Here is a 15,534-nt window from a genome sequence, read left to right as displayed (position 1 = left end):
GACTTATTTCACAGCCCCTTTCTAACGCATAAAGTTATAGAGAAAATACCATCATAAATGAGGAGAAACAAAAAACAATTAAATATGAAAATGTACAAAAATGTTGAAAAATAAAGGCTTATCGCCTTGAATCCGTTGGCACGAAAGGAGATAAAAAATGGTCAAAATACTATTTATATGTCACGGCAACATTTAAAGTATGGCGAGAAAGACTAGATTTTGTAGGATTTTCTAGATAGAAACAAATAATTTACACCTTATTTATACCTTTGGAAGACCGAATCGGAATAATTAAAAAAGTTGTCATAATTCAGCTGGTCAAAAAATAATATTACACTCAAAATCAATTAAAAAATCAATCGTAAAAAAATACGATTGATTTTTTGCGCATTTTTGCATATAATATAATCATTATGGTTGGAAAGGGAACGATTACTATGCGTGAAACAAGAATATTAGAATTCAAGGAAACGATTACGAATACTTTTTTGAAAACAGTTAGTGCCTTTTCGAATTACAATGGTGGAACAATTCTTTTTGGGGTTGATGATAATGGAAATGTGAAAGGATTGCCAGATGTAAAACAGGCCTGTCTGGATATCGAAAATAAAATCAATGACAGTATATTACCTCAACCAAACTATACACTTGAAATACAGAACAATGACCAGACGATAAAACTTACTGTAAAAAGTGGTCTTCAAAAACCGTATTTATATAAATCAAAAGCATACAAACGAAATGATACAGCAACGATAGAGGTAGATACATTGGAATTTTCAAGGCTTGTATTAGATGGAAAAAATATTAGCTTCGAAGAATTACCTTGTAAAGATCAGGAGCTATCTTTTGAAATTTTACAGTGTAAACTGAAAGAAAATATTTACATTGAAACTTTCAATCAAGATACTTTAAAGACATTGAACCTGTATGACAATATAAATGGTTATAATAATGCAGCGGGACTTTTGGCAGATAAAAATCATTTTTCAGGAATTGATATTGTTAAGTTCGGTGAGAATATCAGTATTATTCAAAAAAGAGTAACGTTTGAACATATATCGGTTTTAGAAATATATGAAAAAGCACTTGCTGTATTTAGAGATTATTACCAATATGAAGTAATACAGGGGGCTGACAGAAAGATGGTAGAGAAAATACCGGAAGCAGCTTTCAGAGAAGCAATTGCAAATGCTTTGATTCATAGGGTATGGGATATTAATTCATACACCAGAGTTTCTATGTTTGATGATAGAATAGAAGTAGTGTCTCCTGGTGGATTGCCGGCTGGAATAACGGCAGAAGAATATTTATCAGGTAAACTATCTATTTTAAGAAATAGAAATCTTGCAAATGTATTTTACAGACTGGGATTGGTAGAGATATTTGGAACAGGAATTACACGAATCAAACAACTGTATGCAGAGAGTTTGATAAAACCAGAATTTGAAGTGTCAGAAAATGCTATAAAAATTGTATTACCGATATTTGAAACGAATGTCAATTTAACCGAAGACGAAAAAGTGATTTACAAATTTTTAAGTAAGACAATGCTGAAACCAATAAGTGAAATTGCACCATATGTCCCATTTGGCAAATCAAAAACAACACAATTACTGAAAGCTATGGAGAAAAAGGGTGTGATTGCAGTTGAAGGAAAAGGCAGAGGAACAAAATATATCATTAAGTGATTGAGAACATAGAGGGTTCAAATTACACAATCTTTCAATAACACAAGGAGAAAATCATATGATAAAAGTGCTTTTCATCTGCCACGGCAATATCTGCCGCTCCACCATGGCAGAATACGTTATGAAACATTTAGTTAAACAATCCGGCATAGAGTCCGATTTCTTCATCGATTCCGCCGGTACAAGCAATGAAGAACATGGAAACCCAGTTCACCGCGGCACACAAAAGAAGCTCCGCAAGGAAGGAATCCCGTGTGGCAATCACCGTGCACGCAAGATGTGTAGAGAAGAATATGCCGCATTCGACTACATCATCTGCATGGAGCGATACAATATACAGAACATTATGAGAATCATCGGAAATGACCCGGAGCACAAGGTACAGAGACTTCTGGATTACACAAATCGTCCGAGAGACATTGCAGATCCATGGTATACAGGAAATTTTGATGAGACATTTGATGATGTGATGGAAGGTTGCCAGGCGTTTCTTAGCTATCTGATGGAGCATCTGCAATAAATTTTCAGATGGGAAACCCAAAGGAGAATGGAAAATAAAAAAGAGAAGTAATCTGAGTTTAGAAAAGGATTTTCTTTAAAGCACAAGCTTTATAGCAGGAGGAATCCATTTCATACCGGATCACTTCTCTTTTATTTTAGATCTTTTATGATTGCACAAATTGAGATTCTGCTATTCGGAAAAACGTTGTATTATTGAGAAGCCACAAACGTATCAATCAAAAATCCGCAATCTTATCTTTCCCATCTTCCACTGGCCCCACAAGGAAGTACCAGACCATTTGAAGATACTGGAAGTCCAATCTCCTGTGAATCCACATGCCCACCGTATTTCTTAAGCTCAGTCGCGATCATATAAGTCAGTACTGCTGGGGCAAGTCCTGTCGTATAAGAATTGATCAGGAAGAACAGTGGATCATCGGATAAAATCTTCGTACAGAGTTTTACCAGTGGATGAATTGCGTCTTCAATCTTCCAGATCTCGCCCTTTGGTCCACGACCGTAGGAAGGTGGATCCATGATGATTGCATCGTAATGATTACCGCGGCGGATTTCGCGCTCTACGAATTTGACACAGTCATCAACCAGCCAGCGGATCGGTGCATCGCCGAGTCCGGAAGAAACAGCATTTTCTTTTGCCCATGTAACCATTCCCTTGGAAGCGTCTACATGAGTTACGTGTGCGCCGGCAGCAGCTGCTGCAAGTGTTGCACCACCGGTATAGGCGAATAAGTTCAGTACTTTTACCGGGCGCCCGGCATTGCGAATCTTTTCAGAGAACCAGTCCCAGTTGGTTGCCTGTTCCGGGAAAAGTCCGGTATGTTTAAAATTAAACGGTTTTAAGTTAAAGGTAAGATTCTTATAACTGATTTGCCACTGTTCCGGGAGATCGAAGAATTCCCATTCACCGCCGCCTTTTTTACTGCGGTGATAGTGTGCGTTCGGATGTTTCCAGCGTTTGTCTGTGCGAGGTGTATCCCAGATCACCTGCGGATCCGGACGAACCAGGATGTACTGCCCCCAGCGTTCCAGCTTTTCTCCGTCTGAGGAGTCAATTACTTCATAATCTTTCCAACCATCTGCTAACCACATATATTATTAAATCCTTTCTGAAGTGCTTTTTGATAAATTTCCAGTTTTCTATAGTCTTGTTCAATGCATATTTATAGACATACTGTTTTACTTTTCTATTTTATTATAGAAGAAAGGATACTGCAAGAAGCGAATGTAAAATATCGCAATAATATACAAAAAGCTATCGCGATAACAATTGGTTTTTGGTAAAAATAACGGGACTATCTGTTTACATAAGGGACGAAGGGTGATAGAATGTATCTATAAGTGAAATGATTCACGTAAAAGAAAGGTGGAAATGAATATTATGGTAACAGTTAATGCAATGGGAGACAACTGCCCGATTCCGGTAATCAAAACAAAAAAAGCAATGCAGGCTCTTACAGGACCGGAGACAATTGAAGTATTAGTAGATAATGAGATTGCTGTACAGAATGTTACAAAGCTGGCAAAAGAACAGGGCGGAGAAGTAAGCTCTGAAAAGCTTGGAGAAAAAGAATACAAAGTAACGATCAAGATGCAGGGAGTACCGGCAGTAGATGCAGAAGTTGTATGTACACCGGATCAGAAGGGAGACCTTATCGTAGTGGTATCTTCTGACCGCATGGGAACAGGTAATGATGAACTTGGTAAAGTCCTGATTAAGGGATTTATTTATGCAGTTACACAGCTTGATACACTTCCGAAGAAGATGCTTTTCTACAATGGAGGAGCTACTCTTACAACAGAAGGATCAGATTCCATTGAAGATCTGAAGTCTCTGGAGGCACAGGGAGTAGAGATTCTTACATGTGGTACATGTCTTGACTACTATCATTTAAAAGACAAACTTGTTGTTGGTGGTGTAACCAATATGTACAGTATTGTTGAATCTATGGCTGAAGCAGGAAAGATCATCAGACCATAGTTTGAGAACTATATAACAAAGAAGTTCGTATAACGGACAGAGAATATTTAAGAAAAGTTGAGAAATTAAGTATGAATAAAGATATCAGAGAGACACAGTGTATAAGGACATCATGTTGAGGCGTCAAAGCAGGTCGAAGGACCCTTGTTCAGGCTCTGGACAAGTTGTTAAAAACTGAAGATGGTAACCTCCTGGATAAAAAGAATTTGTTTGTTCGGGCAGATGCACTTTGCTCTCTGGTATTTGATATCGGATGGTAGAAGATAGATGTGGCTGCGCAATTTGATCAAAGGAAATAACGGAATCCGGTGAGGGTGTATTTATACGAATTTGATCGAATAGAAAGAGGGAATAATTATGAACTTAAGGCAGCTGGAAGCATTTATTAAAGTATCCGATTCAAAGAGCTTTTCAAAAGCAGCACAGGAACTGTATCTGACACAGCCAACAGTAAGTGCGCATATACAGACACTTGAAAAAGAACTGAAAGTGAGATTGTTTGTGCGTAATACCAAGACTGTCAAATTATCTGAGGACGGAAAGACACTTTATCAGTATGCACGTCAGATGATCGAACTGGAACAGGAAATCCAGTCAATGTTTTCAAAAGCAGCAGAGCAGAAAGAAAGATGTATTACGATCGCAACCTCTACGATACCGGCGCAGTATATTCTGCCGGATATTCTGGTGAAATTCCGAGAGAGATTTCCGGAAGAACAGTTCAGAATCGTGGAAAGTGACAGCAGTACTGTCATTGAACAGGTAGCATCGCATCTGGTTGATATTGGATTTTCCGGTACAGTAATCGAAAAAGCAAATTGTAAATACATACCGTTTTACCAGGATGATCTGGTTGTTATTATGCCGAATACGAAAGAATATCAGAAAATCGTAAAAGAACAGAAGGATTTAAAATGGCTGGAAGGAGAACCTCTGATTATGCGTGAGGAGGGATCCGGTACCAGAAAAGAAGCAGAGAAGCAATTAAAAAAGATGGGAATCTCTTTGGATGATCTGAATATTGTTGCGACAATTGAGAATCCGGAAGCGATCAAGAGATCTGTCAAAAGTGGTCTTGGCATTACAATTATTTCAAGACTTGCGGCCGCAGATGAGATCCAGGCAGGAGAAGTTCTGGAATTCCCGTTTTCACAGGATGGCAGCGGTCGAAACCTGAATCTTGTATATAATAAGAACTACAAACTTCCGGCAGCGGCTGAACATGTGAGAGAATTGATTATAGAAAAGTATGAATTGAAGAAGCAGTCTTTACAATAGAAAGTATGAATGATAGAATTTATCTATGTACGCATTTTTTGCGGCAGGTAACATGTTAAATGCAAAGTATAAGTTGGGGATAAACAATGAATAAAGAAAAAGTAAGACTGACACAGTATGCAAAAACTTCCGGGTGAGCCGCTAAAGTAGGTCCGGAGACCCTTGCCCAGGTTCTGGGTAAGTTACCGAAATTTGAAGATGAAAATTTGATCGTCGGAATCGAGACATCAGATGATGCTGCGATTTATAAGGTTACAGATGATATTGCGATGATCCAGACCGTGGATTTTTTTACGCCGATCGTGGATGATCCGTATATGTTTGGCCAGATTGCAGCAGCAAACTCGCTCAGTGATGTTTACGCAATGGGAGGAGAGCCGAAGGTAGCACTTAATATCGTAGGATTTCCGAATTGTCTTGATCCACAGATCTTAGGAGATATTCTTGCCGGTGGAGCCGATAAGGTAAAAGAGGCAGGAGCTGTTCTGGTTGGTGGACATACAGTACAGGATGATGAGCCGAAGTACGGACTTTGTGTGTCCGGATTTGTACATCCAAAGAAGATTTTTAAGAATTACGGATGTAAACCGGGGGATGTGCTGATCCTTACCAAACAGGTCGGAACAGGAATTGTTAATACAGCAATCAAAGGAGAAATGGCATCTGCAGCCGCAATCAGGGAAGCTGAGATTGTCATGTCTTCTTTAAATAAAAAAGCAAAAGAAGTTGTGGAGCATTTCCCTGTAAATGCATGTACAGATATTACAGGATTTGGTCTTTTAGGTCACTGCGTTGAAATGGCAGAGGCAAGTAATGTGACATTTGAACTGAATGTTCACGATATTGCATATCTTGATGAAGCAATCAGCTATGCAAAAATGGGCCTTGTTCCGGCGGGGGCTTACAAGAACAAGGGATATTCTTATCAGAAAGTAGATTTCAGAAATGTAGAAGATCATTTTATCGATCTGTTATATGATCCGCAGACATCAGGTGGACTGCTCATCAGCGTGGAAGCGCAGTATGCGGAAGCCGTGATGGAAGCATTCGAGAAGAAGAGACTGGATACCAAGGTATCCCTGATCGGAACCGTAACAGAAAAGAGCGATAAACTGATTCGTCTGCACTAGGAATTCAAAGAGGTAGAGGAGAAAATGAATAAAAATTTATTATTTCGCAGTATTCCGAAAGTAGATATTCTGCTTGAAGAACAGGAGATACAGGATTTGATTGATGCATATGGACGTGAACTTGTGATGGATGTGATCCGTGAAGAGATGGATGCGCTCAGAACATTTATCGGAAAGTGCGAGGAAGAAGAGAAAGCGAAAGCGCAGATCGGGATGCTTACGCAGAATATAAAACGGCATGCCGGAAAGCTGCATGAGCCGAATATGAAAATGGTGATCAACGGAACAGGAACAGTTCTCCACACCAATCTCGGCCGTGCACCGATCAGTAAGGAGCATGTTGAGAGACTGGCAGGAATTGTGAGTGGTTACTCCAATCTGGAATACAATCTGGAAGCAGGAGTACGTGGAGAGAGATACTCTCATTTTGAAAAACTGCTTTGCAAACTGACCGGGGCAGAGGCTGCGATGGCGGTTAACAACAATGCTGCGGCTGTTATGCTGATCTTAAGTTCAATGGCAAAAGGCGGGGAAGTTGTAGTATCCCGCGGAGAGCTGGTTGAGATTGGTGGCAAATTCCGGATTCCGGATGTAATGGAGCAGAGCGGAGCTTCACTTGTGGAAGTCGGAACGACGAATAAGACACATTATTCTGATTATGAAGAAGCGATCACAGAGGAGACAAAAGCACTCCTTAAAGTTCATACAAGCAATTACCGTATTGTTGGATTTACAGAGACGGTTACGATCGATGAACTGATTCCGATTGCGCAGGAACACGATATCCCGATCATCGAAGATCTTGGAAGTGGTGTGCTGATCGACCTGAGTAAATACGGACTGACCTATGAACCGACGGTTCAGGATTCCATCCGCAAGGGAGCGGACGTTGTATGCTTCAGCGGAGACAAGCTGCTCGGTGGTCCGCAGGCTGGAATCATCATCGGTAAGAAGAAATATATTGACCAGATGAAGAAGAATCAGCTGACACGTGCACTGCGAATTGATAAATTTACAGCAGCAGCACTGGAACTGGTATTACAGGAATATTTATCAGAAGAAAAGGCAATCCAGAATCTTCCGGTACTGCGTATGATCACAGAGTCCAAAGCGGATGTGGAAAAGCGTGCAAGATCTCTGAAGCGGATTCTGCAGAATGCACATCTTGCTGCAACGATCGGGATGGAACCGTGTGAATCACAGATCGGTGGAGGCTCTCTTCCGCTTGAACGCATTCCGAGTATGGCAGTTACGATTAAGCCGGAAAATATCAGTGTACCGAAGCTGGAAGAAGAGATGCGGCATCTTTCTATGCCAATCATTCCGCGTACAGCTAACGACACGATTTATCTGGATGTGCGGACAATTGAATCCTGCTACTTTAAGAAGATAGCAGAGATGCTGGGAGAATTATTATGAAAAACATTATCGTAGGAACCGCAGGTCACATTGACCATGGGAAAACGACACTGATAAAAGCACTTACCGGACGTAACACGGACCGGTGGGAAGAAGAACAGAGAAGAGGGATCACCATTGACCTCGGGTTTACTTATTTTGATCTGAAAAATGGAGACCGTGTAGGGATCATTGATGTTCCGGGACATGAAAAATTTATCAACAACATGGTTGCGGGAGTTGTCGGAATGGATCTGGTACTTTTGGTTGTGGCAGCGGATGAAGGTATCATGCCGCAGACAAGAGAACACATGGACATTCTGGGACTCCTTGGGATCAAGAAGAGCATTCTGGTGATCAACAAGTGTGATCTGGTCGATGAAGAATGGCTGGAACTCGTTGAGGAAGAAATCCAGGAAGAACTGGAAGGTACTTTTTTGGAAGGTGCACCGGTTGTTAAAGTATCGGCTGCAACCGGGCAGGGGCTTGCTGAACTGACGGATACGATCCAGCAACTGATGTCGGATGAGGTGGTTGCAAAGGATACACAGACTATTCCAAGACTTCCGATTGACCGGGCATTTACCCTGTCAGGCTTTGGGACAATTATCACAGGGACACTTATCTCCGGTACGATCACCAGGGAAGACGTTTTGGAAATGTATCCGATCGGAAAAGAGTGCAAGATCCGTAATATTCAGGTACATGGGCAGAATCAGGACAAATGCTATGCCGGACAGAGAGTGGCGATCAATCTGTCAAATGTGAAGAAAAAGGAAATTCGCAGAGGGTGTGTGCTTGCACCGAAGAACAGTATGAAAAATACAGATCTTCTGGATGTGAAGCTGAAAGTTCTGGAAGACTCCATGCGTATCCTTACAAATCATGAGAGATTGCATTTATACACGGGTACGAGTGAGATCCTCTGCCGTGCTGTTCTGCTGGATAAGGAGCAGATCGGACCGGGAGAAGAGGGACTGGTACAGCTCAGACTGGAAGAAGAGATTGCGGTCAAACGAGGTGACCGTTTTGTAGTACGTTTCTATTCTCCGATGGAGACTATCGGAGGCGGGATCGTTCTGGAACCGAATCCGGTGCGTAAGAAACGTTTTGATGCGCAGGCAATCGAAGAACTGAAGAAAAAAGAATCCGGTTCACTTGGTGATGTTATGGAGCTTCAGATCAAAGAACACGGCGACACGATGATCACACTTGCTGAGCTTGCAAAGGTGATGGCACATTCCGTAGATGAACTGAAGGAGTATCTTGAAGAACTGGAAGAATCGGGCACAATCTTTGTATTCCCAATGAAGAAGGACACATATTTGTGGCACAGAGACAGCGAATTTGCAGTACGTCAGAAGATAGAGGAGACATTGCAGAAATATCACAGTGAGCATCCATACCGATATGGAATGAAGAAAGCCGAAATTCACAACACATTCCTGAAAAAGATCAAACCAAACATATTTGATGCGTATATCGAAAGAATGACGGGAGAAAACGTCTATGGAAGAAGGGAAGAATATCTTTCGCTTCCGGGATATGAAGTTCCGAAGGATGCGATGTATCTCCAGACAGAGAAGCTGATCGAAGATACATTTGAAAAAGCAGGATATGATTTTGTGAGATTTTCAGAGATTGATTTTGGAAAAATTCCGCGCCAGACAGCGGAAGATGTGGTTCTCATGATGATTGACGAAGGAAAAGTACTCCGTATCAATGAAGAGATGTTTACGATGAAACACCTGATGGATGAAGCGAAGGAAAAAATTCAGAATCATCTGAAGGAAGAAAATCTGATCACGATCGCACAGGTGAGAGATATGTTCTCAACAAGCAGAAAGAGTGCGAAACCGATTTTAGAATATATGGACAGCATTAAGGTGACAAAGAAGACAGGCGGAGAAAGTGAGAGGGTGGCATACTTATGAATTTAAAGCAGCTGGAGGCATTTGTTAAGGTAACTGAGTCGGGAAGTTTTTCAAAAGCGGCAAAGCTTTTATTCCTGACGCAGCCAACGGTCAGTGCACATATCTCTTCTCTGGAGAAAGAACTGGACTCACGGCTTTTTGTCAGAAATACAAAGGAAGTAAAATTGTCGGAAGAAGGAAAGCAATTATACCAGTATGCGCGCCAGATGGTGGAACTCGAAAAAGAAATCGAGCAGGTATTTTCCAAGGATGCGCATCGTGAGGAAAAATGTATTACAATTGCGACCTCTACGATTCCGGCACAGTATGTTCTTCCGGCGATTCTGGCGAAATTCAGAGAGACTTATCCGGATGAGCAGTTCCGGATTTCAGAAAATGACAGCTGCGGTGTTGTTGAACAGGTAGCAGGGCATATGGTAGATATTGGATTCACAGGTACGGTACTTGAAAAAAAGCATTGCAGATATATGCCTTTTTATCAGGATGAACTGGTTGTTATCATGCCGAATACCGAGTTTTATCAGGAAATACAGAAGCGCTATAAGACAGCAACATGGATAAAGAATGAACCGGTCATTACGCGGGAAGAAGGATCGGGAACCCGCAAGGAAACAGAAAAAATATTGAGAAAAGCAGGAATTATGCCTGATACCCTCAATATAGTAGCATGCATTGAGAATCCGGAAGCGATAAAAAGGTCAGTAAAGAGTGGGCTTGGAATCACGATCATATCAAGACTTGCAGCAGAAGAGGAGATCCGGACCGGACAGGTTCTGGAATTCCCGTTACAGAAGGATGAAAGCAGTCGTTATCTGAACCTTGTATACAATAAAAACTATCAGCTGCCTGCAGCAGCAGAGCATCTGATCCGGATTGTAAAGGATTTCTATCCGGATGCACATATGGGGAAATGAAAAGAGGATCAATATGATATATTTAGATAATGCAGCAACCACAATGCGCAAACCACAGGAAGTAATTGATGCGATCACCGCAGTAATGTGCTCAATGGGGAATGCAGGAAGAGGCGTCAATGAGGCATCTCTCGGAGCAGCAAGAACCGTATATGACACAAGAGAGAAGCTTGCAGGTTTTTTCGGGGCGGAAGATGCAAGACAGATCGTATTTACCATGAATTCAACGGAGAGTCTGAATATTGCGATCAAGGGGATCTTAAATCCGGGAGACCATGTGATCTCTACGGTTTTGGAACATAACTCTGTTCTCCGACCACTTTATGAGATGGAGAAAAAGGGAGTTGAAGTGACATTCCTTGGATGTGATGAAAAAGGAACTCTGGATTACGCAGATTTTGATAAAGCAATCAAAGAGAATACAAAAGCAATTGTCTGTACCCATGGGTCCAATCTGACGGGAAACAAAGTGGATGTGGAGCGGATCGGGGAAATTGCAAAAAAACACGATCTGTTGTTTGTGGTAGATGCATCACAGACTGCCGGTGTATTTCCGATCGATGTGCAGAAGATGCATATTGATATTCTGTGTTTTACCGGACATAAGGGACTTTTAGGACCGCAGGGGACTGGTGGAATGTATGTGAGAAAAGGCGTTCATGTCCGGCCACTTCTTTCGGGCGGTACCGGTGTGCAGACCTATAGTAAGACACAGCCGGAAGAGATGCCGACAGCACTGGAAGCAGGAACACTTAACGGACACGGAATTGCCGGACTGGATGCTGCGATCGGATATCTGGAAGAAACAGGAATTGATACGATCCGCGCAAAGGAACAGGCATTGATGAAGCGGTTTTATGAAGGGATAAAAGAAATCCCGGGAGTCAAAATCTATGGGGATTTCAGCAGCATGGACCGCTGTGCGGTAGTGAGCCTGAATATCAGAGATTATGACTCGGGAGAAGTCAGCGATGCACTTCTGACAGATTATGGGATTTCTACCCGTTCAGGAGGACACTGTGCACCACTGATGCATGAGGCACTTGGAACTGTAGAGCAGGGAGCTGTCAGATTCAGTTTTTCACACTATAACACAGAGGAAGAAGTGGATACAGCAATCCGGGCAATCTGCGAGCTTGCAGAAGAAGAGTAAAATTTTATAAGATCAGAGATTGATAGAAGACCGATATAGTATTGATAGTATCAATATATATATCGGTCTATTTTAATTATGAATTGGACAATAAGTTGTGCAAAAGATATAATTAAAAAGTAACAAAAAAGTCTTTAATAGTCAAAATGACGAATGAGAGAAAGATGAAGGAGGAAGAAAAATGAATTTATCAGATTCAAAGAAGAAGCTTGCACTTGCGGGGGTATTGTGTGGGCTTGTAGCTGCATGTCTGGCTTACTTTGGTAATCCGGCAAACATGGCATTCTGTATTGCCTGCTTTATCCGTGATACGGCAGGAGCTCTGGGATTTCACCAGGCCGAAGTTGTACAGTATGCAAGACCGGAGATCATCGGTCTTGTGATCGGAGCATTTATTATTTCAGTGGCAACAAAAGAATACCGTTCAACAGCAGGATCTTCACCGATGATCCGCTTTATTCTTGGTATGGTAATTATGATCGGTTCCCTGATTTTCCTTGGCTGCCCGCTCCGTATGGTGATCCGTATGTCAGCAGGTGACCTGAATGCATGGGTAGCACTGATCGGTTTTGTACTTGGAGTTGGAACCGGAGCATTTGCACTCAAAAATGGTTTCAGCCTTGGACGTGCGCATGAGACAAACAAAGAAAGTGGAGCAGTGCTTCCGGTACTGATGCTTGGTATTCTGATCCTTGCAACCTGCTCAACACTTCTCAAAGCAAGTGAAGCAGGTCCTGGAAGCTTTCATGCACCAATTATCATGTCGCTGATCGGTGGACTTATTTTCGGAGCACTTGCTCAGAAATCAAGAATGTGCTTCGCCGGCGGAATCCGTGATGCGATCTTAATGAAGAACTTTGATCTTCTTACAATTATTGCAGGTCTTTTTGTAGTAATGCTGATCTTCAATCTGGCAACAGGAAGATTTGTACTTGGATTTAACACTCCTGGAATCATTGCACATTCCAACCATCTGTGGAATATCCTTGGCATGTATGCAGTAGGATTTGCGGCAGTTCTTGCCGGCGGATGCCCGCTTCGCCAGCTGATCCTTGCAGGACAGGGTTCTTCTGATTCAGCAGTTACTGTACTTGGCATGTTCTTTGCAGCAGCACTTTGCCATAACTTCGGACTTGCATCAAGCGGAACAGCTATGAATGCAGAGACAGGCGAACTCGTTGCAGGAGCCGTAACGCCGAATGGAAAAGTTGCTTGCATTATCTGTATTATCGCATGCTTTATCATTGCATTTACAAACAAAAGAGAGCAGGCAAAATAGTCAGAAACCGCAAGATATAGATGGATAATCCATAAGAAATATGATATGCTAGGAAGGCAGGTAAAAAATATGAAAGAAGTAGATGCAAGAGGACTTTCGTGTCCGGAACCGCTGATGCTTACTGCAGAGGCACTGAAGAATGCAAACGGACCGATCAAGGTTCTTGTGAGCGAACCTCACCAGAAGACTAATATCGAGAAGTTTGCGAAGGACAAAGGAAAGAAGGCAACTTCTACCGAGAAGGGCTCTGAATTTGAAATTGTGATTGAATAATGAGAAAAAAAGAGTTAAAGCTGGTTATCACATTCCATACAACAGCGGATGCGATGGCGATGGAAAAAGAATGTAAAAAAGTTGGTGCACAGGGACGTATGATTCCGGTGCCGAGAAGTATTTCAGCAGGATGCGGGCTTTCCTGGTGCGCACCACTGGAATGCAGGGAAGAACTGAAAAATGTCATGCAGGGAATCGGTCTTGAAGAAGAAGAGATCCACGAGTGTATGGTATAAGAAGAGGTAAAACGAGGAAATCGCAAGATGAGGAATCATTTTTGCGGTTTCTTTTTTCGTTTTATTTAACAGGAAATTCTGAAAACATATTTTTAAAATCATTTACTGAGAATATTCGTGGAATAAGAAAAATAATTCTTTACATTTAGACTGATTTTGGATACATTATTAGTATATCCTACTAATTAACTGCGGTATGGTGGAGGGGAAGATGAAAGGATTATCAGAAAAGCGGTTGAGCGATTATATGGCAGAACAGATTGCGGATGAAATTCTGGCGGGCAGGATAGAAGGAGGAAGCCAATTAAAGCAGGAAGAGCTTGCTGAGGTATTTGGAGCATCCAGAATCCCGATCCGTGAAGCATTTCAGGTTCTGGAGAGTCAGGGGCTGATCGTGAGGCTGGCAACAAAAAGAATTTATACGGTTGAGCTGGATGAAGAGCAGATAGAACTGATTTTTGAGATGATCGGGGAAATCCTCAAAAAAGCGGTTCAGCATGTCCTGAATACGAAAAGTCAAACAGAGGAAAAGGAAGTATTTTCGACGGAAACAAGACCGGACCAGTTGCTTCTTGCACAGATGGAGAATGGATATCTGACGAATCTGCTGAAAAATGCTTCGGAGTGTTATATCCGGTTTGCCACAAAATGTAAAGAGACGGATGGAAAAAAAGAGGCAGAAAAGGCAATCTGCGAAAAGATAACAGGTGCATTAAATGGTGCGGAAAAATATACAAAAACATTTGCAAAAGCGGTCAATAGTGAGATTGACAGATGGGTATTGCTTCTGGCAGAGCAGGTGAAGGAAGAAAGAAGGAAGAATAGATGAATGGTTTAAAACCGATCAAGATGCCGTCAGCGAAGGAAAAAGTTGCTGCGGAGCTTAGAAAAGCAATTTTATCAAGGCAAATGAAAGAAGGAGAGATCCTTTCACTCGACAGTGTGGCATCTCAGCTGAATGTGTCGGCAATGCCGGTAAGAGAAGCATTTCAGATTCTGGCGAGGGACGGGCTGATCCAGCTTCGGAAGAATAAAGGGGCAGTCGTCCTTGGAATCACGGAAACTTATATCCGGGAACATTATCAGCTCCGCGCGATCCTCGAGAGTGCGGCAGCAAAGCTTGCAGCAGAACCGGGAACAGATATTGCGGAAATAGAAGATGTCTATCAGGAGTCTTGTGAGGCACTGGAAAACGGGGAATCCCAGAAATACACGGACCTCAACCGTGCATTTCACAATGAAATCTGGAGTGCGGCAGGTAATGGAAAGATGAAAAAAATGATCTCCGAACTCTGGAACGGACTTTCTATGGGAAGTATGGTTTCAGAAGGTGATTATGCGAAGGTATCGATCAAAGAGCATGGAAGGATTCTGAAAGCACTCCAGGAGCATAATGTCGAAGCGGCAGAAAAAGAGATGTATGCGCATATCATGCGAAGCCGCGATGATATGCTGACGTATTACAAGTAGATAAGTGCAAGAAAATAAAAGATATACACAGAACATAAAAAGATTTTGAGAGTATAGATACTTCTTGAAGTCTTTTTTATTTGCAAAAAATTTCATTTCGTGCAATATGACAGAAGAATCTTAGTCAGAATATACAAAATAGAATATGCAGAATTATGCTATCCGCCAAAATGATAAAAAGTAATTGACATTTTGGTGTCAATGAATTATATTAAAATTAAGATTTGGATACAAAATCAGATATCAAGCACCAGATATCAAGTAAAAGACATCCAGAA

General features: G+C 41.7%; 15 protein-coding genes. 14 read left to right on the top strand and 1 reads right to left on the bottom strand.

The window, feature by feature from the left end; translation table 11 throughout:
• Positions 1–437: 437 nt before the first annotated feature.
• Together PGR14_RS10190 and PGR14_RS10185 are read left to right on the top strand one after the other, a co-directional pair.
• On the top strand, positions 438–1,691 hold the full coding sequence (locus PGR14_RS10190) for an RNA-binding domain-containing protein (protein WP_055261629.1): 1,254 nt from the start codon (positions 438–440) through the stop codon (positions 1,689–1,691).
• A gap of 58 nt (positions 1,692–1,749) precedes the next feature.
• Entirely contained in the window at positions 1,750–2,211 is a 462-nt protein-coding gene (locus tag PGR14_RS10185; protein ID WP_055248925.1) for a low molecular weight protein-tyrosine-phosphatase, read from the top strand.
• A gap of 233 nt (positions 2,212–2,444) precedes the next feature.
• Here the strand turns inward: PGR14_RS10185 and PGR14_RS10180 are convergent, their stop codons facing one another.
• Complete coding sequence (locus tag PGR14_RS10180; RefSeq protein WP_008372439.1) at positions 2,445–3,302, bottom strand: class I SAM-dependent methyltransferase; 858 nt, start codon at positions 3,300–3,302, stop codon at positions 2,445–2,447.
• Positions 3,303–3,591: 289 nt separating this feature from the next.
• Between PGR14_RS10180 and yedF the strand changes: the two genes are divergently transcribed.
• The 12 genes from yedF (at position 3,592) to PGR14_RS10120 (ending at position 15,256) form a co-directional block, all read left to right on the top strand.
• Positions 3,592–4,191 carry a sulfurtransferase-like selenium metabolism protein YedF gene (gene yedF, locus PGR14_RS10175; protein WP_055261633.1) on the top strand — a complete coding sequence of 200 codons (600 nt, stop codon included), beginning with the start codon at positions 3,592–3,594 and terminating at the stop codon, positions 4,189–4,191.
• 357 nt (positions 4,192–4,548) lie between these two features.
• On the top strand, positions 4,549–5,469 hold the full coding sequence (locus tag PGR14_RS10170; protein ID WP_055297560.1) for a selenium metabolism-associated LysR family transcriptional regulator: 921 nt from the start codon (positions 4,549–4,551) through the stop codon (positions 5,467–5,469).
• An 86-nt stretch (positions 5,470–5,555) separates the two neighbouring features.
• Positions 5,556–6,599, top strand: coding sequence for a selenide, water dikinase SelD (selD, locus tag PGR14_RS10165; RefSeq protein WP_082421154.1), 1,044 nt, complete (start codon positions 5,556–5,558; stop codon positions 6,597–6,599).
• 24 nt (positions 6,600–6,623) lie between these two features.
• A complete protein-coding gene (gene selA / locus PGR14_RS10160; protein WP_270223335.1) occupies positions 6,624–8,018 on the top strand; it encodes an L-seryl-tRNA(Sec) selenium transferase in 1,395 nt (464 codons plus the stop codon).
• Entirely contained in the window at positions 8,015–9,931 is a 1,917-nt protein-coding gene (gene selB, locus PGR14_RS10155; protein WP_055297558.1) for a selenocysteine-specific translation elongation factor, read from the top strand. Before selA ends, selB begins: the two co-directional genes overlap by 4 nt.
• Entirely contained in the window at positions 9,928–10,845 is a 918-nt protein-coding gene (locus PGR14_RS10150) for a selenium metabolism-associated LysR family transcriptional regulator (RefSeq protein ID WP_055158034.1), read from the top strand. Before selB ends, PGR14_RS10150 begins: the two co-directional genes overlap by 4 nt.
• 13 nt (positions 10,846–10,858) lie before the next feature.
• Positions 10,859–11,998: an aminotransferase class V-fold PLP-dependent enzyme gene (locus PGR14_RS10145; protein WP_156330664.1), complete on the top strand. Its 1,140-nt coding sequence runs from the start codon at positions 10,859–10,861 to the stop codon at positions 11,996–11,998.
• A gap of 181 nt (positions 11,999–12,179) precedes the next feature.
• Positions 12,180–13,277: a YedE family putative selenium transporter gene (yedE, locus tag PGR14_RS10140; protein ID WP_055297557.1), complete on the top strand. Its 1,098-nt coding sequence runs from the start codon at positions 12,180–12,182 to the stop codon at positions 13,275–13,277.
• Between the two features lie 69 nt (positions 13,278–13,346).
• Positions 13,347–13,550 (top strand): sulfurtransferase TusA family protein, encoded by a 204-nt coding sequence (locus PGR14_RS10135; protein ID WP_022220208.1) that lies wholly within the window; start codon positions 13,347–13,349, stop codon positions 13,548–13,550.
• The gene (locus PGR14_RS10130) at positions 13,550–13,786 is read left to right on the top strand and encodes a DUF3343 domain-containing protein (protein WP_008372464.1); all 237 of its coding nucleotides are present in this window, start codon (positions 13,550–13,552) and stop codon (positions 13,784–13,786) included. The genes PGR14_RS10135 and PGR14_RS10130 overlap by 1 nt, the downstream gene beginning before the upstream one ends.
• A gap of 211 nt (positions 13,787–13,997) precedes the next feature.
• Positions 13,998–14,615 carry a GntR family transcriptional regulator gene (locus PGR14_RS10125; RefSeq protein ID WP_242859501.1) on the top strand — a complete coding sequence of 206 codons (618 nt, stop codon included), beginning with the start codon at positions 13,998–14,000 and terminating at the stop codon, positions 14,613–14,615.
• A complete protein-coding gene (locus PGR14_RS10120; protein ID WP_022220206.1) occupies positions 14,612–15,256 on the top strand; it encodes a GntR family transcriptional regulator in 645 nt (214 codons plus the stop codon). The genes PGR14_RS10125 and PGR14_RS10120 overlap by 4 nt, the downstream gene beginning before the upstream one ends.
• The last annotated feature ends 278 nt before the right edge of the window (positions 15,257–15,534 follow it).

Origin of the sequence: Coprococcus sp. AF99-45, from assembly GCF_027663865.1 — a bacterium.
GTDB lineage: Bacteria > Bacillota > Clostridia > Lachnospirales > Lachnospiraceae > Allocoprococcus > Allocoprococcus comes.
This window is presented reverse-complemented; position numbering and strand designations above follow the sequence as displayed.